This window comes from Ruegeria sp. CE12 (genome assembly GCF_056537525.1).
This window is the reverse complement of sequence record NZ_JBQFRS010000001.1, coordinates 171,669-189,552: the sequence shown is the minus strand read 5'-3', so window position 1 is coordinate 189,552 and position 17,884 is coordinate 171,669. Positions and strand designations below refer to the sequence as shown.

The 17,884-nt window shown below is 55.6% G+C and carries 17 protein-coding genes; 6 read left to right on the top strand and 11 right to left on the bottom strand.

Annotated features, from left to right (window positions below; genetic code table 11):
• Positions 1-26: 26 nt before the first annotated feature.
• The 4 genes from ACR0IO_RS00905 to ACR0IO_RS00890 all read right to left on the bottom strand — a co-directional run bounded on the left by ACR0IO_RS00905 (position 27) and on the right by ACR0IO_RS00890 (position 3,811).
• Positions 27-647, bottom strand: a complete 621-nt coding sequence (locus ACR0IO_RS00905; protein WP_480738652.1) for an ImuA family protein — start codon at positions 645-647, stop codon at positions 27-29.
• 69 nt (positions 648-716) lie between these two features.
• Positions 717-1,298: a retropepsin-like aspartic protease family protein gene (locus ACR0IO_RS00900; RefSeq protein ID WP_170332949.1), complete on the bottom strand. Its 582-nt coding sequence runs from the start codon at positions 1,296-1,298 to the stop codon at positions 717-719.
• Between the two features lie 42 nt (positions 1,299-1,340).
• On the bottom strand, positions 1,341-1,961 hold the full coding sequence (locus ACR0IO_RS00895; protein ID WP_155143782.1) for a MarC family protein: 621 nt from the start codon (positions 1,959-1,961) through the stop codon (positions 1,341-1,343).
• Positions 1,958-3,811, bottom strand: coding sequence for an ABC-F family ATP-binding cassette domain-containing protein (locus tag ACR0IO_RS00890; RefSeq protein WP_480738650.1), 1,854 nt, complete (start codon positions 3,809-3,811; stop codon positions 1,958-1,960). The genes ACR0IO_RS00895 and ACR0IO_RS00890 overlap by 4 nt, the downstream gene beginning before the upstream one ends.
• A 105-nt stretch (positions 3,812-3,916) precedes the next feature.
• Between ACR0IO_RS00890 and ACR0IO_RS00885 the strand changes: the two genes are divergently transcribed.
• Positions 3,917-5,119 carry a multidrug effflux MFS transporter gene (locus ACR0IO_RS00885; RefSeq protein ID WP_480738648.1) on the top strand — a complete coding sequence of 401 codons (1,203 nt, stop codon included), beginning with the start codon at positions 3,917-3,919 and terminating at the stop codon, positions 5,117-5,119.
• Between the two features lie 114 nt (positions 5,120-5,233).
• Positions 5,234-5,656, top strand: coding sequence for a nucleoside-diphosphate kinase (ndk, locus tag ACR0IO_RS00880; protein WP_155143779.1), 423 nt, complete (start codon positions 5,234-5,236; stop codon positions 5,654-5,656).
• A gap of 60 nt (positions 5,657-5,716) precedes the next feature.
• On the opposite strand, the gene ACR0IO_RS00875 is transcribed toward ndk, so the two are convergent.
• Positions 5,717-6,064 carry a TfoX/Sxy family protein gene (locus tag ACR0IO_RS00875; RefSeq protein ID WP_480738646.1) on the bottom strand — a complete coding sequence of 116 codons (348 nt, stop codon included), beginning with the start codon at positions 6,062-6,064 and terminating at the stop codon, positions 5,717-5,719.
• Positions 6,065-6,167: 103 nt separating this feature from the next.
• On the opposite strand from ACR0IO_RS00875, the gene ACR0IO_RS00870 reads away from it, so the two are divergent.
• The 4 genes from ACR0IO_RS00870 to ACR0IO_RS00855 all read left to right on the top strand — a co-directional run bounded on the left by ACR0IO_RS00870 (position 6,168) and on the right by ACR0IO_RS00855 (position 10,411).
• Entirely contained in the window at positions 6,168-7,391 is a 1,224-nt protein-coding gene (locus ACR0IO_RS00870; protein ID WP_480738644.1) for a cytochrome P450, read from the top strand.
• Between the two features lie 288 nt (positions 7,392-7,679).
• Positions 7,680-9,188, top strand: coding sequence for a CHAD domain-containing protein (locus tag ACR0IO_RS00865; protein ID WP_480738642.1), 1,509 nt, complete (start codon positions 7,680-7,682; stop codon positions 9,186-9,188).
• Positions 9,189-9,191: 3 nt separating this feature from the next.
• Positions 9,192-9,947, top strand: coding sequence for a ParA family protein (locus ACR0IO_RS00860; RefSeq protein ID WP_480738639.1), 756 nt, complete (start codon positions 9,192-9,194; stop codon positions 9,945-9,947).
• Entirely contained in the window at positions 9,944-10,411 is a 468-nt protein-coding gene (locus ACR0IO_RS00855; RefSeq protein WP_170332964.1) for a CYTH domain-containing protein, read from the top strand. Before ACR0IO_RS00860 ends, ACR0IO_RS00855 begins: the two co-directional genes overlap by 4 nt.
• Here ACR0IO_RS00855 and ACR0IO_RS00850 read toward each other — a convergent pair.
• The 6 genes from ACR0IO_RS00850 to ACR0IO_RS00825 all read right to left on the bottom strand — a co-directional run bounded on the left by ACR0IO_RS00850 (position 10,408) and on the right by ACR0IO_RS00825 (position 17,863).
• Entirely contained in the window at positions 10,408-11,778 is a 1,371-nt protein-coding gene (locus ACR0IO_RS00850) for a sensor histidine kinase (protein WP_170332967.1), read from the bottom strand. The two genes, ACR0IO_RS00855 and ACR0IO_RS00850, sit on opposite strands and share 4 nt — an antisense overlap.
• The gene (locus ACR0IO_RS00845; protein WP_155143768.1) at positions 11,771-12,451 is read right to left on the bottom strand and encodes a response regulator transcription factor; all 681 of its coding nucleotides are present in this window, start codon (positions 12,449-12,451) and stop codon (positions 11,771-11,773) included. The genes ACR0IO_RS00850 and ACR0IO_RS00845 overlap by 8 nt, the downstream gene beginning before the upstream one ends.
• Positions 12,452-12,618: 167 nt before the next feature.
• The gene (locus tag ACR0IO_RS00840) at positions 12,619-14,055 is read right to left on the bottom strand and encodes a Do family serine endopeptidase (RefSeq protein ID WP_480738638.1); all 1,437 of its coding nucleotides are present in this window, start codon (positions 14,053-14,055) and stop codon (positions 12,619-12,621) included.
• An 86-nt stretch (positions 14,056-14,141) separates the two neighbouring features.
• Positions 14,142-14,522 (bottom strand): hypothetical protein, encoded by a 381-nt coding sequence (locus ACR0IO_RS00835; protein WP_480738636.1) that lies wholly within the window; start codon positions 14,520-14,522, stop codon positions 14,142-14,144.
• Positions 14,523-14,808: 286 nt separating this feature from the next.
• Positions 14,809-15,414, bottom strand: coding sequence for a nucleotidyltransferase family protein (locus ACR0IO_RS00830; RefSeq protein WP_480738635.1), 606 nt, complete (start codon positions 15,412-15,414; stop codon positions 14,809-14,811).
• 31 nt (positions 15,415-15,445) lie between these two features.
• The gene (locus tag ACR0IO_RS00825) at positions 15,446-17,863 is read right to left on the bottom strand and encodes a GcvT family protein (RefSeq protein WP_480738633.1); all 2,418 of its coding nucleotides are present in this window, start codon (positions 17,861-17,863) and stop codon (positions 15,446-15,448) included.
• Positions 17,864-17,884 lie beyond the last annotated feature (21 nt).

Genomic DNA, 17,884 nt, shown 5'->3' with positions numbered 1-17,884 from the left:
CCTTCATCTTTGTGATCTTTATGCGGTCATACAGGCGTATCTTCAGTGGTGATCTGTTTGACCTGCAGGCTGGCACGAGGTTCCGTCTGGGTGGCCAGCCACGTGGCGGGGGGCAGGGCACGCGCGCGGCGACGGGTCAGAGTCCAGTTGGTGGCATCGTTTCGATAGGTGGGGGCCATGTGCCAGCGCGTCTCGATCCCTTGCGCACCACCATCGCCGGGGGTCAGCAACAGGCCCAGCGGCGCTTGCCCCATCGTTCCGCCCTGTTCCGCTGCCAGATGCATCCGCCGAACAGGTGTCAGGGCCGGGGCTTCTGGCAGATCGCAAATGATCAGAGGCACTGCACCGCTGCGCAGCGCCTCCTCCATACACCACAATAAATCCGTAGCGTTTTGAGCGCGTGCAAACAAGAAGCGTGCCGGATCAGCAAAGGGGGCCATACCTTCGGGATTCAGCTTCTCCACCTCCCATGCTGGCGAAATCCACAAAACTTCTCTCTGTGTCTGGCTGGCCAGCCACATGGCAAAGCTGCGCCTTGCAGGTCCGCAGGCCTCATGCACGCGGCCCAGTTGCAATGTGATCTCATTATGCAGTTTAACCCCCGGCGCCTCACGCGCGGGTTTGCGGCCAAGAAGATGTGCAGACATGTGGTCATGATACACTGTTCACTTTTTGTTCTCAATCGGAAATCGAGCCTGAAAGCACAGGTCAGTTGTTTATCGGGACAGAACCAATCGGCCGTCAGCAAACTGAATGTTGGAAAACCGGTGCAGGTAGTCCATGCCCAGCAGTGACTGGTTCAGGTCACCTTCGTTAATCCAGGCAGAAACGTTGCTATCCGTGATCGGACCCAGCGTCAGACTGTCCAGACGCACGGGAGCGGTGCGAACGACACCATTCGCAGTTGCTGCGCGACCGAAATAGTTCAACTGATCCAGATCGATACCAATGCGCTTGGCGTCCTGAGGGCTGAGCACGATCTGGCTGGCGCCAGTATCGACAAGAAAAGTAATGGGCTCACCGTTCACCAGCATCGGAAGGTAATAATGTCCGTCAAAGGAGCGGGGAACCTCGATCGTGTTGCCTGTCACTGCCATTTGCGGAGCAGGGCTGACGGTGGAACGAATATCCTCCCACAGGCCAACGAGGGCAATGACACCAACGAAGATGAAGACCCAGGCCATGACCTGCTGCATCGTCTTGCCCAACGACTGACGATTTTGCGTAATGAACCAGAACAGCAGGGCTGCACCCAGCAGAACCAGATAAGTCAAACGCCCGAAATCGTAGCCATCCATACCGTCACCCGGAAATTACGAACCTGGCCACTATATGGTGATTCATGACGCAAAACCAAAGGCTTTGAGACCATCAAGGATGAACTGAACGGACAGTGCTGCCAGCAGCATGCCGAGCAAACGTGTCAGAACATTCAGGCCGGTCTTGCCCAGAAAACGCGCGATGAGACCACCGGACAGGAAGAACAACAGAACAACAGCCATCACCGCAAGCATGACAGCGCTTGCGGCGGCGATGCCCTGAATGCCGGGATGTTCACCAGCAAGCAGGATAATAGTCGCGATAGAGCCGGGACCGGCGACCAGTGGTATGGCAAGGGGAAAGACCGAAGGGTCAGGGTGCTCTTCCTCTTCGACCCGGTCTTCACGTCGTTTCGTGCGGCGTTCAAACAGCATGTCCAAAGCCGTCAGGAACAGCAATGCACCGCCTGCCACTTTGAAGGCCTCCATCGAAATTCCCACAAACCCCAATACGGCTTCGCCAAAGGCGGCAAAGGCGATCAGGATGCCGGATGCTGTCAGGCAAGTACGCAGCGCGACACGGCGCCGGGTCGCGGCATCCATATCCTGCGTCAATGCAACAAAGATCGGAGCCGTGCCGAAAGGGTCAATCACCACGAACAAGGTAGTGAACGCCGTGATGAAGAATGCCATATCGATCATGCGACACCCTCCGCCTGTTCCAGTTTCTCGGCGGCAGCGACCCACAAGGCTTCGGCGCGTTGCATTGCCTCGACCACTTCTGAGAATTTGCGGTTCCAGGTCTCCAGATCGCTGATCCGGTCGTCCTCATACAGCGCAGGGTCCGCCAATTTGGCTGACAGTTTATCATGCATGTCAGTCAGCTTCTCGAGCCGGTCTTCGCATTTTCGCAGGTCCGCGCGCAGCGCCAGCACCGCCTCGCGCGATGGACGCTTTGGTTTTGTGGTCTGCGGCTTTTCTTTGACCGGTTTGTCGCGGGCCAGCAGCATAGTGCGATAGGTTTCAAGATCGCCGTCGAAAGGTTTGACCGTTCCGTCCGAAACCAGCCACAGCCGATCAGCAACCAGTGACAGCAAGTGCATGTCATGGCTGACCAGAACAACTGCACCGGAATAAGCGGTAAGCGCCTCGACCAAAGCCTCGCGGCTTTCGATGTCCAGGTGGTTGGTTGGTTCGTCGAGGATCAGCATGTGCGGCGCGTCGATGGTCGCGATCAGCAGCGATAACCGCGCTTTCTGACCGCCCGACAGGCGACCGACCAGAGTTTCCGCCTGATCAGCATTCAAACCGAAACCAGCAAGGCGCGAGCGCCACTTACCCGGAGCCTCATCCGGCCGCAGGCGCCGTAGGTGGTCCAGCGGCGTCTCGTCAATATGCAGTTCGTCCACCTGATGCTGTGCAAAATATCCGATGCGCAGCCTGTTGCTGCGGGTCATTTTGCCTGCCATCAGGGGCAGGCGGTCGGACAACAGCTTGGACAAGGTCGACTTGCCCTGACCGTTCTTCCCCAGCAGGGCGATGCGGTCATCCTGATCGATACGCAGGTTCAGGCGGCGCAGCACTTCGGTCTCGCCATAGCCGGTCACACCGCCTTCGATCTGGATGATCGGAGGGGACAGTTCCTCAGGTTCAGGGAATGAGAATGCGCGCAGCGCGGCTTCTTGCGGGGTCGAGACCAGTTGGATGCGTTCGATCATCTTCAGGCGAGACTGCGCCTGAACCGCTTTGGACGCCTTGTAGCGGAAGCGATCCACGAAACTTTGCAGATGCGCGATACGGGCCTTGGCCTTGGCGTTTTCCGCTTCCGCCTGTGCCAGTCGTTCGGCACGCCGTTCAGCAAACTTGTCGTAAGGCACGGCGTAATAGGTAAGCTTGCGGTCTTCCAGATGCAGGATCGACCCCACGGCTCGGTTCAACAGGCCCCGGTCGTGACTGATTATGATAACTGTGTGGGGGTACTTGGCCAGATAGCTTTCCAGCCAAAGCGCACCTTCTAGATCCAGATAGTTGGTCGGTTCGTCCAACAGCAACAGGTCAGGCTGCGAGAACAGCACCGCTGCCAGCGCCACGCGCATCCGCCAGCCGCCCGAGAAATCAGAGCAGGGGCGCAGCTGGTCTTCGTCATCGAACCCCAGACCTTTGAGGATCGAGGCAGCGCGGGCCTCGGCCGACCATGCGTCGATATCGGCCAGACGGGTTTGGATCTCGGCAATGCGGGCAGGGTCCGTGGCGCTGTCGGCCTCGGCCATCAACGTGCTGCGTTCTACATCGGCTGCCAGTACCGTGTTGATCAGAGAAACATCGGAGGAGGGCACCTCTTGCGCAACCCCACCAATCCGGGCGCGTTTTGGCAGCACGATATTGCCTGATTCTAAGGCCAACTCACCCCGGATCAGCCGGAAGAGGGTGGTTTTTCCCGTGCCGTTCCGTCCCACAAGACCAACCTTGTGGCCATCGGGTATTGTCGCACTGGCCCCATCGAACAGGGGGCGACCTTCAACCGCGTAGGTTATGTCTTCGATCCGTAGCATGACGCGCTCTTAGCAGAGCGGCGATGCCGCCGCCAGCAGCTTGACATGTTCAAAGCACAGACGATGTGTTAGCGCTGGTCCGATTGGTTTTCTGACGGTTTCATCATGCGCGCGGCTCAGACGCCCCCATCCCTGATCACATTGATATTCGCCACGGCGCTGTCGGTGTTGTCGTTAAACATGTTTCTGCCGTCGCTTGCGCGGATGGGAGAGGACTTCCAGGTCGACTATGCCCTGATCAACCTTTCGGTTGCCGGATATCTGGCTGTGTCCGCTGTACTGCAGTTGATCATGGGTCCGTTGTCGGACCGATTTGGTCGCAGGCCAATCCTTTTGATTTCCATGAGTATTTTCGCGCTCGCCTCTTTGGGTTGCGTATTGGCCGAGTCAATCTGGGTTTTCCTGGGTTTCCGTCTGCTGCAAGCGGCAGTCGTGGCCGGGCCAGTTTTGTCCAGCGCCTCGATCCGCGACCTGTACACCCCCAACGAGGCGGCCAGCAAACTCGGCTATGTCGCTATGGCGATGGCTCTCGCTCCGATGCTGGGGCCGATGCTGGGCGGTGCGTTGGATATGCTGTTTGGCTGGAGGGCGGGGTTCGTATTGTACTCCGCTCTTGGTGCCGGAATGCTGCTGTTGTTGTGGGCGGATATGGGCGAAACCAACACGAACCGATCCGCAACGTTCTCTGCCCAATTGAGGGAATACCCGCATCTGTTTCGCGCACGCCGGTTCTGGGGCTATGCGCTATGCGCAGCGTTCTCGATTGGGGGCTTTTACAGCTTTATTACAGGTGCCCCTTTGGTGGCGGCCGTTTGGTTCGATCTAAGCCCGGCGATGCTGGGTCTTGGGATTGGTATCATCACCGGTGGCTTCATGGTCGGTAACTTCATCACCGGGCGGATCGCGGCAAGAACGCAGTTGACGACCATGATCCTGATCGGCCGGGTATTTGCCTCGATTGGTCCGCTTTGTGGCCTGCTTCTTTTCCTGGCGGATCAAGGGTCAGTCTGGGTATTCTTTGGCTCTGCTATTTTTGTGGGCTTTGGCAACGGTTTGACGAACGCCAATGCCTCAGCTGGGGTGATGTCAGTGCGCCCAAAGCTGGCTGGCAGCGCGGCAGGTCTATCCGGGGCAATGATCGTGGCATTGGGGGCTGTGCTGACATCAATGACAGGCGCTTTCGTCACGCCCGAAAACGGGCCGTTCCTGGTTCTTGGGATGATGTTTGCCAGCAGCTTTATCGGCCTGCTCGCCGTTCTTTACGTTCGCCGGATCGACGCATTGGAGCCCTTGCCGGACACAATCTGATCGCCAATTCCCTTGGTCGCAATCATTCCACTTTTCATGAGGCACATACCGTGTTAGGCGGCGCGCGATGGATTTCGGCGCGGACCGCGCGCCATATAGTAAGGAGAGGCCGACATGGCACTGGAACGCACATTCTCGATCATCAAACCCGATGCAACCCGCCGCAACCTGACTGGCAAGATCAACGCCAAGTTCGAAGAAGCCGGCCTGCGCATCGTTGCGCAAAAGCGCATCCACATGACCAAAGAACAAGCGGGCAAGTTCTACGAAGTACACGCCGAGCGTCCGTTCTATGACGAACTGTGCGAATTCATGTCGTCGGCTCCGGTCGTTGTTCAGGTTCTGGAAGGCGAAGGCGCCATTGCCAAGAACCGTGAAGTCATGGGTGCAACAAACCCTGCAGACGCAGCAGCTGGCACCATCCGCGCCGAGTTCGCTGAATCAGTTGGCGAAAACTCGGTCCACGGTTCGGACGCGCCTGAAACTGCTGCGGTTGAAATCGCATATTTCTTCTCGGGTATTGAACTGGTCGGCTAATTCGCCATCATTTGAATTCCAAAGGCCGTGCCTGAACAAGGCGCGGCCTTTTTTTGTGCTCTATACAGGTTTCAAATCCTTGGGTGCCACGCGTACGCCAATCGCATCCAGTTCAGAGACCAGTTGTGATTGCGGTGCCTTGGTTATTCCGGCTTTGATCTGGTCGAACCGTTGACGCAGGGCTTTTTTCTCTTCGCCTTTGCAGTCATTCCAGGGGCGACCCTGTAATCCCATGACCAGCACATAATAACCAATGAAATGGGCTTTCGTCCCTGCTTCCAACAGTCGGGAATAGGCTTCGTCCGCACCCAGTTCCCGCAATTGCTGGGCAGAGTGAATGCCCGCACGAGTGCAAGCCTGTTCAAAGGCTGGGCCAAGGTTGCGGATTGAGGAAACCGGATCAGACATGAACCCGTCTTAGCTTGGCCGCTGCGACATGTCACCATGGTCTCATTCTAATAGTTGTTTGCGCAATTTCATTACGCTACGCCTTGGGGTCAGGGAGAGAGCCATGGATGATTTCAGCGCCACACAATCCGTTCGACATTTGGATTTGATGAATCCTCCTGACGGATTTGTGGACGATCCATTCCCATTTTATGATGCGCTGCTGTCCGATGCGCCGGTGTTACAGCAACCAGATGGATCGGTCCTGTTGTCACGCCATTCGGATCTGGACCGGATATATCGCGATACCACCCTGTATTCTTCGGACAAGAAGGCGGCGTTTGGTCCGAAATACGGTATCGGTTCGCCTTTGTTCGAACATCACACCACTTCTCTGGTTTTCTCCGATCCGCCTTTACACACCCGGGTCCGAAAGATCATGACATCTGCGCTTACGCCGCGCGCGATCGCCAAGATGGAGCCCGGCCTGATCGACACCGTCGATATATTGTTGGATCGGATGGCGGGCAAAGAGCAGGTGGATCTGATCGAGGATTTTGCCTCAACCATTCCCATTCAGATCATTGGTAATCTGCTTGATGTACCAATGGATGAGCGCGACCCATTGCGCGACTGGTCGCTTGCAATTCTGGGCGCTCTCGAACCTTCGTTGACCGAACAGCAAATGGCCACAGGCGATGCGGCTGTTACTGAGTTCAAAGAATATCTCAGTGATCTGGTTACCCGCAGGCGAACGAAACCTGGTGACCCGGAGACAGATGTTCTGACCCGCCTGATCCGAGGGGAAGGGGCAGATGGTCAACTGAGTGAAATCGAGTTGCTACAGAACTGTATCTTCATCCTGAACGCCGGACACGAAACGACTACAAACCTGATTGGTAACGGTTTGGCATTGCTTAACGATTACCCGGAGCAGCGTCGGCGGCTGTTGGATGATCCCGATCTGATCAACCCAGCGGTTGAAGAGATTCTTCGCTTTCGCTCGCCAAATCAGTTCGGCAATCGGGAAGCCACTGCCGATATCGAGTTGGATGGTTTGAACATACCGAAGGGAACCAACTTGCATCTCTGTATCGGCGCAGCAAACCGGGATCCAGCAGTCTTCGATGATCCGAAGAAATTTGACATATCGCGCAAGCCCAATCGCCATCTGGCCTTTGCTGGGGGGCCACATGTCTGCGTCGGCCTGACACTGGCGCGGCTCGAAGGGCGCGTTGCGCTGGGGCGGTTCCTGCAAAGATATCCGGATTTCAGGTTGCTGGATGAGCGCGTGGGAGGAGGACGGATCCGGTTTCGAGGCTATTCATCGCTGCCAGCAATCGTGTGAGTTGGCCGTGCGGGCTTGCTGGCATAGTGGTGATGACGCTGGGTAAATCGGGGTTTTCCTTGATGGGTGTTGGGAAAAGCGGTTCCATGATTTTGTGAGGGTCGGATGACCATGACAAGGAAGCTGAAGCCAACTCAGACAAGAATGGAATCTCGTTTGTGCTGGATGGAAAACTCTGAAGACAATCCAGAGACGCGCCATCGAAGACGGGCCCGGTTTTCAAAGGAGCAGAGACCCGTTGATGGATGAGCATCTGAGCACTCTTGGGAAGGGCAGGTCATGACAAACATGTCGGACAGTGTTTTTGTTATTCCCGGGACGTTTGATGCTGGTCAGCTGGGGAACCTTGAAAAACTATCCGTCAAATTTGAGGCGAAAACCTCAGAGAGGCCTTTCAAACTTCTGGATTGCCATGATCAGTCGCTGCGCACCTCTGGAAGGCTTCTGATCGAAACCAGTGGCTTGCTGCATCTGGTTCAACGAGATGTCGGCGTTATTTCGCAAAAGGCCAAAGGGAATGGTAAGTTTGCTCAGGAATTACCCGAAGGTCCTGTGCGCAGTGCATTGGCTAAATTCCCCAAATTGCGAGCGTTAACAGTTCTCGGGGATGGTCGGGTAGAAACCAGCTCGCTCTCGGTATTGGATGAACTCCAAAAAACGCAGGTGCGTGGATCCGTTATGGCGCTCAACAGTGCACAAGGTGCCACTACGATCGTTTGGTTGCACCATCTGCGCGGATACGATCGGGCATACAGCAAAACCTGTGCGGCGATGTCAGAGCTTGGCCACGCTGATGGCGGTATTGAACCATTGTTCAAGGCACTTTTCCCTGATCTTGGCCGATATCAGGCCAAACCGCATATCCCGCTGGGTCACGAAGAACGTGCAATCGAAGCGGCTGGCGATATCATTCGGACCTTCCTGCACGTTGCCCGGCAGAACGAAGAAGGAGTTATCGCGGATATCGACACTGAATTTCTGCATGATTACCGCGTCTCACTACGACGAGTTCGGTCAGTACTCAGCTTGTTCAAAGGTGTATTCTCAGAAGAGAAGACCGCAGAGTTGAAACGTACGTTTTCTGATCTGATGACACCTACGGGTCGCTTGCGCGATCTGGATGTATATCTTCTGGATAAAGAGATTTATTTCAGCATGTTGCCGCCCTCTCTTCACGTCGGTGTGCAGAAGATGATGGATCAGTTTGAGCGAGAGCGAACCCAGGAACTGTCGCGCTTATCCCGCAGGTTTCGAAGCAAATCTTATGTCGAAACGATGGATGCGCTGGCTGAGCAGTTTCAGGGTCTTTCTAATCTGCAGGCTGGTCCGAATGCAGATCGTGGTGCCTACGAATATGCGTGTGCTCTGATCTGGAAACGGTATCGCAAGGTTTGCAAACTTGCCCGCAGCATTACCGCCGATACCCCGGACGAAGCAGTTCATGAACTGCGCATCGATTGTAAGAAGCTACGTTATCTGATGGAGTTTTTTGCGCCTTTGTTTGATGCGAGAGCTTTCAAAACGATCATCAAGCCATTGAAAAAGCTTCAGGATAATCTCGGACTCTTCAATGACTATTCTGTGCAGCAAGAAGCTTTGTTGGAATTCGCCGATCAAAGAAGCAACGCAACCGCACGGATAGATGCCGAATTGGGGATGGCTGTTGGCGGGCTGATTGCAGTGTTGGACCAAAGGCAAAAAGCTGAACGTGACCGCGTGATTTCGAATTTCGAACACTTTGATGGACCGCAAATTCGAGACCTGTTCCGCAGTTTGTTTCATGCGCAGGGAGATTGAGGAATGAAGATCATTGCCTGCTACAGCAACAAGGGCGGTGTCGGCAAAACCGCCACTTCGGTCAATTTGGCCTACGAGTATGCGCAAGCCGGGCAACGCGTGTTGTTGTGCGATTTGGATCCGCAAGGGGCCTCGGGGTTCTACTTACGGATTAAGCCATCGAAAAAGCTGACTGAGGCGCGGTTCTTCGAGGATGTGAAACGCTTTACCAAAGCGATCCGGGCAAGTGATTTCGAAGGTTTGGACGTATTACCAGCCAATCTAACGTTTCGTGATTTCGACGTGTTTCTGTCCCGAATGCGGAACAAACGATCGCGGTTGAAGAAGGCTCTGCAATCAGTTGGTGGCGATTATGATGTGATCGTTCTGGATTGTCCTCCGAACTTCTCGACTCTGTCTGAGAACATTTTCAAGGCTGCGGATATGATCGTTGTGCCGGTTATCCCCAGTACTCTTTCAGAGCGTACATTCGAACAGTTGGTTGGATTCTTTGATGAAAACCGGTTGCAGAAAAAGAAGCTACGCGCGTTTTTCTCAATGGTCCAACGACGCAAAACCATGCATCTGGACACGATGAAGGCTATGCGAAAACTCTATCGAAAGAGGTTCCTGAAAACCTGCGTGCCGTTTGCTGCAGATATTGAGCGGATGGGGCAATACCGGGCTCCGGTGTGCACATTTGCCGGGCGCAGCCCTGCAGCGAAGGCCTACAGATCGCTGTTCAACGAACTCGAGAATGGATTGGTGTCTGCCAAATGAGCAAGGAAATCGAACGTAAATTCCTCGTATCTGAATTGCCGGATTTGAACGAGGCCAAGAAGGCAGTTGTGAGGCAAGGTTACCTGACTGCGCCCGAGGATTCGACAGAGCTGCGCCTACGCCAGAAGAACGACAGCTTTTTTCTAACCCTCAAAGGCAGTGGTGGCTTGGTTCGTGTCGAGCGTGAAGCCGAAATCTCGGAACAGCAATTTGGGACGTTTTGGCCCGAGACTGAGGGGCGTCGGGTCGAGAAGGAGCGTTTCACGGGCAGACTGCCCGGTGGTCTGAGCTTTGAACTAGATGTGTTTCAGGGAGATCTGTCACCGCTGCGCTTGGTTGAAGTCGAGTTTGCCTCGGAAACTGAGGCGCATGAATTTGTTCCGCCCGAGTGGTTCGGCGAGGATGTCACCGAAGACAAACGCTATAAGAACAAAAACATGGCGATCAATGGTATCCCTTCCTAGGATCGCCGTGCCAGCTTCAAAGTTGTTTCCAAGCCCGGATCCCGGTTGCGTGCAAGGAATGTTCCTCCATGCATGTGGGAAATCGCAGCGACCAGTGCCAGACCAAGGCCTGAATTGCGCTCGGTTCGTGCGGGGTCAAGCGTGACAAAGGGCAACTGCAGTCGGGCCAGATCAGCCTCTGGCACACCAGGGCCACGATCACGTACGCTAAGCAGTGCAAATGGGCCTTCCTGACCAATTTCAATTGTAATCGCAGTGCCTTGCGGGGCATAACGCATGGCGTTTTCCAACAGGTTTGAAAGCGCCTGTGACAGCAAAGGTCGATGCCCCTGGATAGGTTTCGCTGTGCCTGTGACTTCAAGCTCAATACCCTGATCAGCAGCGACCGGCTCGTAGAGTTCAACAACATCACCAACGAGCTGCTGCAGATCAACCTGTTCGAACTGCTCACGCCCGAGGCCTGCTTCGGCACGAGAAATATCAGTCAACTGGCTGAGTACTTTCAATACATGGTCGATTTCTCCGGTTGCCCGGGCAACGTCGATTTCTCGGTCCAGATCGGACTTTTCGGGATCGCACAGTGTTTCCACTCGTTGCCGCAATCTGGACAGGGGTGAGCGCAAGTCATGTGCAATCGAATTTGAGGTCGTCCGAAGGTTGCTGACCAACTCCTCTATCCGATCCAGCATGTTGTTCAGAGTGCCCGCGACCTGATCGAACTCGTCGCCTGATCCGCGTTGTTGCATCCGCTGAGTGAGATCGCCCGACACGATATGATCCGCAGTATCCGCTATGTCCTTGAGGCGCGAGAAAACCAGCCGTGTCAGCAGCCAGCCGGTCAACATGCTTAAGGCTAATGCAATGGCCAGCGCCAGGGCGACCGAGTGGAATAGAACCCGGTCGAATTGTTGACGGGCGAGGGCATCGCGACCAACCAACAGCCGCTCACCACCTGGCAATCTGATCGATGCGGCAGATATCGGGACATATTGTTCGTCTTCGGCCTTTCGAAGCTCAAGATCGACCCAGCCGCTACCTGCAGCGATCCCTTCCGGCCACTGACGCAGATTGCCCGCCAGTTTGGTTCCGAAACGATCCGTCAGCAGATAAAGCGCATCACGTTCGGACGCAGATGGAATGCGCCGCTCAATGGCATTCATAAGCCCAAGCAATCCGCGTCTCTCGTATTCATCTGCAAGGCCGGTGAGTTCAGCGGACACAACTGAGCGCGTTTCACCTTCGATGGTCCGGTTGGCCGTGACATAAACCAATGCTAGCACAGCGGCAGTCAGCATGGTGCTGAGTACCATGCTTGCCAGAACCAACCGCGTTCGAGAATTATTGAACGACAGTCGCAGGTTAGCCATCAGATACCATGTATCCGGCGCCGCGAACGGTTTCGATCAAGGGTTCTGCGCCACCTTCATCAAGCTGCCTGCGCAGCTTGGAAATATGTACATCGACAACATTGGTATTGGGATCGAAATGGTAGTCCCAGACGCCTTCAAGCAACATGGTGCGTGAGATTACCCGGTTTTTGCGACGCAGGAAAAACTCAAGGATCTGAAACTCGCGCGGTGTCAGCGTAATGTCGCGACCGCCACGTGTTACTTTGCGGGTCAGCAGATCCATTTCGAGGTCCTTGCAGGTCAGCGTAGGGGTCTCTTCCGATTCCTGTGGCCGTCTTAACAGCGCCTCGATCCGCGCGTGCAATTCCTGAAACGAGAAGGGCTTGACCAGATAGTCATCTGCGCCCCCGCGCAGGCCTTTGACCCGTTCGTCAACCGCGCTCATCGCGGTCAGCATCAGCACAGGAGTATTCAGACCCGCGGCCCGCATGGACTTGATCATCGACAGGCCGTCCAGTCCGGGCAGCATCCGGTCCAGCACGACTGCATCGAAACCGCCATCCGTCGCATGGTACAGACCTTCGCGGCCATCGGCTGCGGTTTCGACAACGTAACCTTCTTCGCCAAACCCTTTGGCAATGAAGTCGCGTGTGTCGGTATCATCTTCGACGATCAGGAGGCGTCTGCTCATTGTAGGGTTTCCTTTCAATCACGATATAAGCACGGATATAGATTTAAAAAAACATGCCGGGTGCGGTTTACGCACCCGGCTGTCCCGACAGCACGTGGACAAATCGTGTCAGCCAGGAATAGCGCGTGCCAGATATCCCCATCATGTGGCTCGCGCAGGGTTTCAGATCAGGCGATCTCGACCGCGACGAAAATCTGATTTCCGCCACGATTGATCAGCACCAGAGCCGGGTCCGTTTTCTCGCTTTCCAGCGCAGCTTTCAGATCATCTGGGGTCACGGTCTCCAGTTCCCCCAGTTTGACGATCACATCGCCACGCTGCAGGCCTGCTTTGGCGGCAGGGCTATCCGGTCTCAATCCAGTCACGACGACGCCATCAACGTTCTCACCAACGCCCATTTCGGCACGCGCGGTCTCAGTCAACGGTGCGACAGTCACGCCCAGCGACGTACCGGCGACCTTGTCATCAACAGTGACATCTGCCTCGGCTGAGGCCGCCTGATGCTGACCGATGGTCAGTTCAAGCTGCTCTTCCTGGCCGTTGCGCAGGACGGTGATCACGCTATCGGTGCCCACTTTGGTCGTGCCGACCAAGATTGGCAGATCGCTACTGGAATCAACGGCTTCGTCGTTGAATGTCAGGATCACGTCACCTTGCTGCAGAACACCGTCCGCTGGGCTGCCGCTGACAATGTCTGACACGAGCGCGCCGGTTGCAGTATCGATACCCATAGCCGCAGCCAGTTCGGGGCTGACGTTCTGGATCGATACACCCAGCCAGCCTCGGCTGACCTGACCATCATCGCGCAAGTCGGCGGTGATGTGATCGACGATATTCGAGGTTACGGCAAAGCCGAGGCCCACGGATCCGCCGCTTGGCGAGTAGATCGCTGAGTTTACGCCAACAACCTCACCTTCCATGTTGAAAAGCGGGCCACCCGAGTTGCCTTTGTTGATGGCGGCATCGGTTTGGATAAACTCGGCATAGGGGCCTTCGGAAATGTTGCGACCCTTGGCCGATACAATACCAGTTGTGACTGTAGCGTTCAGGCCAAAGGGGTTACCGATTGCGACAACATCTTCGCCCACGCGAATAACGTCGCTGTCACCAAGTTTCACTGGCTGCAGTGCTTCGCCGGCGTCAATCTTGAGCACGGCGATATCAGTCAGCGGGTCGGTGCCGACGATTTCTGCCTCGAACGAACGATCGTCGCTGAGGCGAACCGTGATGGTGCTGGCGTTATCTACGACGTGGTGGTTGGTGACGATATAACCGTCTTCATCGAGAACAAAGCCCGATCCCAGACCTTGGCTTGGGCCACGGTCCGGCATCTTGAAGCCTTCTGGCCCACCAAAGCGTTTGAAGAACTCACCGAACGGGTGGCCTTCGAAATCGAATTCCTGTCCCTGAGCCGGGACGGGGGCAGCGTCCTGTACTGCGACGATGGTCACAACCGAAGGCGATACGGTTTCGACTAGGTCGGCCAGAGCTTCGTCTGCCAATGAAGGTATTGCTGTCCCGGCAAGCAAAGCTGCGCCCAGTGCACTGGCACCGATCCAGTTTGTTGTACGAGGATAAAGGCGAGAGGATTTGCGAATGCTCATTCTGATTATGTCTCCTGTATACGGCACGCTTGCGTACGCGCGTTGAAACAAGAGATGGCGCATCAGCCTGAGCGTTTTCTGACTGATCAATTAATAAATCTTAATTTTGCCTTATTCCCGATGTTGTATGCCGCCGAACCGTCCGTCGAAACGAAGGAATCGGCTGGCGAAAGACGTCCACGAATCGGTGGATTGTTGCCGGAATCGCGGTCAAAGGGTGAAAAGGGTTGAATTGAATCATTTTTGTTAACAAAAAATCCGTCACCTTTTCGCTTGATAATTCGATCTTCCTTGGGTTGCGGGCAGAGTGACAAATTGGCCGTCAAATGGCCCTTAGGTCTCTGTTGAATTGTCATATTTGAGAATATGTCTGCTGTAACCTCTGTTTCTGTGCAAGTTGCCGTTACGTGAAGATCAACCAAGGGTTGAAATTCGCGTTCTGCGTTGTTGCGCAAAAACCATTCCAAATGTCACAAAATTAACCGTTTCTTCCAATTTTACATTGTTTGGAACGACCTGATCGGTGACGATGATCTTGCCCAAGTGAGGGGGAACCCAAAGGCACAAGGGGGTGCTGAAGGGTTTATCTCAGTCACCGGAAGCGCTGAGCGGCATGTTAACGAGGGGGTCTTGTTTCGGTTCGGCAGCGGAATAGTCGGCGTCTTATGACGACCAGACTGCGCTTTCGGTGTTGGTGAAAGTGGTAGTCCTATAATTTGGGCAACCGGCCCGGTCGACAAAGACCGGGCCGCGTTACGTTTGGGACCTTCTTTGGGTACGCCAGCTTGCCCAGTCTTCGGGCGTATCAAGATCCAGCAACGCATTATCGGCGGGAAGCCGATGCAAATGCACCTTGTCTGCGTGCTGGCGAACCACAGATTGTGCGCCGGTGTCTCCCATCAGGTTCGATAGCTGGTCGAACAGGGAACGGTCGAAAATGACTGGATGACCAGGCTTTCCGGTTTCAGTGGCCCCACGCCAGACCAGATTGTCTGGGTTGGCCGCAACCGAGGCCGAGACGGATTGAAGGTCGCTGGTTGTTAGTTCAGGCAAATCGGCTAGTAAAACCATCACCGCGCGTGCATCTGCGGGAATGTGTTTCAATGCCCCTCGGAGGCTGGCATTCATCCCTTCAGCCGCGTCAGGGATTTCAACCTTTTGCACATCTAACCCATCAAGAGCCCTGTAGCGCGGGTGTGGGGCCGGGGGCAGGGCTGCATACACTGGGGCAGCTGCCAGCGCCGTCATTGCTGAGCGGCGCAATAGCGGGATGCCTTCAACAAGCTGCATCAGCTTGTCCGTATCGCCCATACGGCTGGATTGACCGGCAGCCAACAAAATGATGGGTATCTTCTTCATCCCACCACCTTGCCGCCACCGGCAAGCAGTGTCACCCCCGCATACGTTCCCCGTCCGGGTCAAACAAAGGGGTGGAGATCACATGTGCCTTTCGCATTTGGCCCAGTATCTCGATTTCCACTTCCAACCCGTCCGTAATCCGGTCAGATGGCAAGAATCCCATTGCGATGGATTTCTCTGCAAAGTGCGAATACCCGCCCGAGGTACAGAAACCAACGACGGCGCCGTCCAGCCAGATCGGCTCATAGGCATTCACATCGGCATCATCCGCGTCGACCTCAAATGCGACCAGCTTGCGCTGGGTGCCTTCGGCGCGTTCAGCTTCGGCTGCTGAGCGGCCTACAAAGTCAGTGTTTTTGGAGAATGAGATGAACCTGTCCAGCCCGGTTTCCGCGGCCGTGTAGTCAGGAGAGAACTCCCTCATCCACGAACCAAAGAACCTGTCGAGCCGCAGGCTCATCATCGCGCGCATGCCGAAGGGAACCATGCCATGCGGTTCACCGGCTTGCCAAAGCGTATGCCAGAGTTGCCGCTGCGCCATCGGATCGCAGTAGATTTCATACCCCAGATCACCGGTGTAGCTGACCCTTTGGACAATGCACTCGTTCATACCGACAGTCATGCGGCGTACATCCAGAAACTTGAGGCTCGAGACATCATCCCGTGTACATGCCGCCAGAACCTTAGCGGCAAGCGGGCCTGCAATCTGGAAACCGTTCCTTCTGTCGCTGATGTTTTCGACTGACACGCCGGCTTCCTGGTGCTGCAGAAACCAGCGCATGTGGAAGGCTTGGCTGCCATAAGATGCGGTCAGTTGGAACTCGGTCTCGCTCAGGCATGAGACGGTGAAGTCTCCGATGAGCTTTCCTTTGGGTGACAGCATGGGTGTCAGGGTCAGGCGACCGGGTTTGGGGATGCGACCTGCCATGACCCGATCGAGCCAAGCGCGCGCGCCTGCGCCAGTTACGAGGTATTTTCCAAAGTTGTGGACTTCGTTGATGCCAACGCCCTCGCGCACGGCGCGCACCTCTCGCCCTGTGGCGTCAAATGCGTCCGAGCGACGGAATGAGGGTGTTTCATATGTGGGCTCATCGCCTTTTGCGAAGTAATTCGGAACCTCAAGCCCATATTGCTGCCCCCAGACAGCGCCAAGGTCCGAGAAAATATCATACATCGGCGTTGTGCGGTTGGGCCGCGCGGCGGGCAGTTCCTCGTTCGGATAAGCCACGCTGAAACGTTTCTGATAGTTTTCGATCACTTTGGGGCGTGTATAGCCGGGACTGATCCAGTCGCCAAAGCGCGCCACGTCCATGGCAAAGACGTCTCGTTCGGGTTCACCTTCGATCATCCACTGTGCCAGCGTCAGACCAACGCCACCGCCCTGACTGAACCCTGCCATCACACCGCATGCGGACCAGTAGTTTCGAACGCCGGGAACGGGGCCAACCAGCGGGTTTCCATCAGGTGCAAAGGTAAAGGGTCCGTGGATAACCGATTTTACGCCAGCCTCGGCCAGAACGGGGAACCGTTTATATGCAAACTCGATACTGTCAGTGATCTTGTCATAGTCATCCGGCAACAGTTCGTGCCCGAAATCCCATGGCGTGCCGTCGACTGCCCAAGGTTTACAGGGTTGCTCATAGAACCCGATACACAGACCGCGACCCTCCTGACGCAGATAGCTTTCGCCAGCCGGGTCCATCACGTGCGGATGCTCACCACCGGCATCTATGATTGCCTCGATTTGAGGGATCGAATCCGTGACGAGGTATTGGTGCTCCATTGGGTGCAGTGGGAAATAGATACCGGCCATTGCGCCGACCTCACGCGCCCACAGGCCCCCTGCGTTCACGATATGCTCGGAATGGATCGTACCTTTGTCGGTAACCACATCCCAGGTGCCATCTGGCCGCTGATTGGTTTCGCGCACCATGCAGTGGGTCTCGATCGTCGCGCCGCCCATCCGCGCTGCTTTGGCATAGGCATGCGTCGTACCCGAGGGGTCGAGATGCCCGTCAAGCGGGTCGTACAGCGCCCCTATGATACCGTCGGTGTTGGTGATTGGGGCGATCTTCTTGATTTCTTCCGGACCAACAATCTCTGTCTCAAGCCCCATGAAGCGATGCTTGGCGCGTTCCGCCAATAGCATGTCGAACCGATCCTGATTGTCGGCCAGCGTGACGCCACCCACGTGATGCAGCCCGCACGACATGCCGGTGATTTCTTCCAGCTCTTTGTAGAGACGGATCGTGTAGCCCTGCAGCGCAGCCATGTTGGTGTCGCCGTTCAGCGTATGAAAGCCACCGGCAGCATGCCAGGTTGAACCACTGGTCAACTCCGAACGCTCGAGCAGCATCACATCTGACCAGCCCAGCTTGGTCAGATGATATAGTACAGAACAACCGACTACACCGCCGCCAATGACAACAACCTGACACGAGCTTTTCATTCACACCTCCTTGTTTGAAGC

Bases quoted from the DNA above. Each gene is read 5' to 3' on its own strand.
- ACR0IO_RS00905 (WP_480738652.1), bottom strand. From the start codon at position 647: ATGTCTGCACATCTTCTTGGCCGCAAACCCGCGCGTGAGGCGCCGGGG.
- ACR0IO_RS00900 (WP_170332949.1), bottom strand. From the start codon at position 1,298: ATGGATGGCTACGATTTCGGGCGTTTGACTTATCTGGTTCTGCTGGGT.
- ACR0IO_RS00895 (WP_155143782.1), bottom strand. From the start codon at position 1,961: ATGATCGATATGGCATTCTTCATCACGGCGTTCACTACCTTGTTCGTG.
- ACR0IO_RS00890 (WP_480738650.1), bottom strand. From the start codon at position 3,811: ATGCTACGGATCGAAGACATAACCTACGCGGTTGAAGGTCGCCCCCTG.
- ACR0IO_RS00885 (WP_480738648.1), top strand. From the start codon at position 3,917: ATGCGCGCGGCTCAGACGCCCCCATCCCTGATCACATTGATATTCGCC.
- ndk (WP_155143779.1), top strand. From the start codon at position 5,234: ATGGCACTGGAACGCACATTCTCGATCATCAAACCCGATGCAACCCGC.
- ACR0IO_RS00875 (WP_480738646.1), bottom strand. From the start codon at position 6,064: ATGTCTGATCCGGTTTCCTCAATCCGCAACCTTGGCCCAGCCTTTGAA.
- ACR0IO_RS00870 (WP_480738644.1), top strand. From the start codon at position 6,168: ATGGATGATTTCAGCGCCACACAATCCGTTCGACATTTGGATTTGATG.
- ACR0IO_RS00865 (WP_480738642.1), top strand. From the start codon at position 7,680: ATGTCGGACAGTGTTTTTGTTATTCCCGGGACGTTTGATGCTGGTCAG.
- ACR0IO_RS00860 (WP_480738639.1), top strand. From the start codon at position 9,192: ATGAAGATCATTGCCTGCTACAGCAACAAGGGCGGTGTCGGCAAAACC.
- ACR0IO_RS00855 (WP_170332964.1), top strand. From the start codon at position 9,944: ATGAGCAAGGAAATCGAACGTAAATTCCTCGTATCTGAATTGCCGGAT.
- ACR0IO_RS00850 (WP_170332967.1), bottom strand. From the start codon at position 11,778: ATGGCTAACCTGCGACTGTCGTTCAATAATTCTCGAACGCGGTTGGTT.
- ACR0IO_RS00845 (WP_155143768.1), bottom strand. From the start codon at position 12,451: ATGAGCAGACGCCTCCTGATCGTCGAAGATGATACCGACACACGCGAC.
- ACR0IO_RS00840 (WP_480738638.1), bottom strand. From the start codon at position 14,055: ATGAGCATTCGCAAATCCTCTCGCCTTTATCCTCGTACAACAAACTGG.
- ACR0IO_RS00830 (WP_480738635.1), bottom strand. From the start codon at position 15,414: ATGAAGAAGATACCCATCATTTTGTTGGCTGCCGGTCAATCCAGCCGT.
- ACR0IO_RS00825 (WP_480738633.1), bottom strand. From the start codon at position 17,863: ATGAAAAGCTCGTGTCAGGTTGTTGTCATTGGCGGCGGTGTAGTCGGT.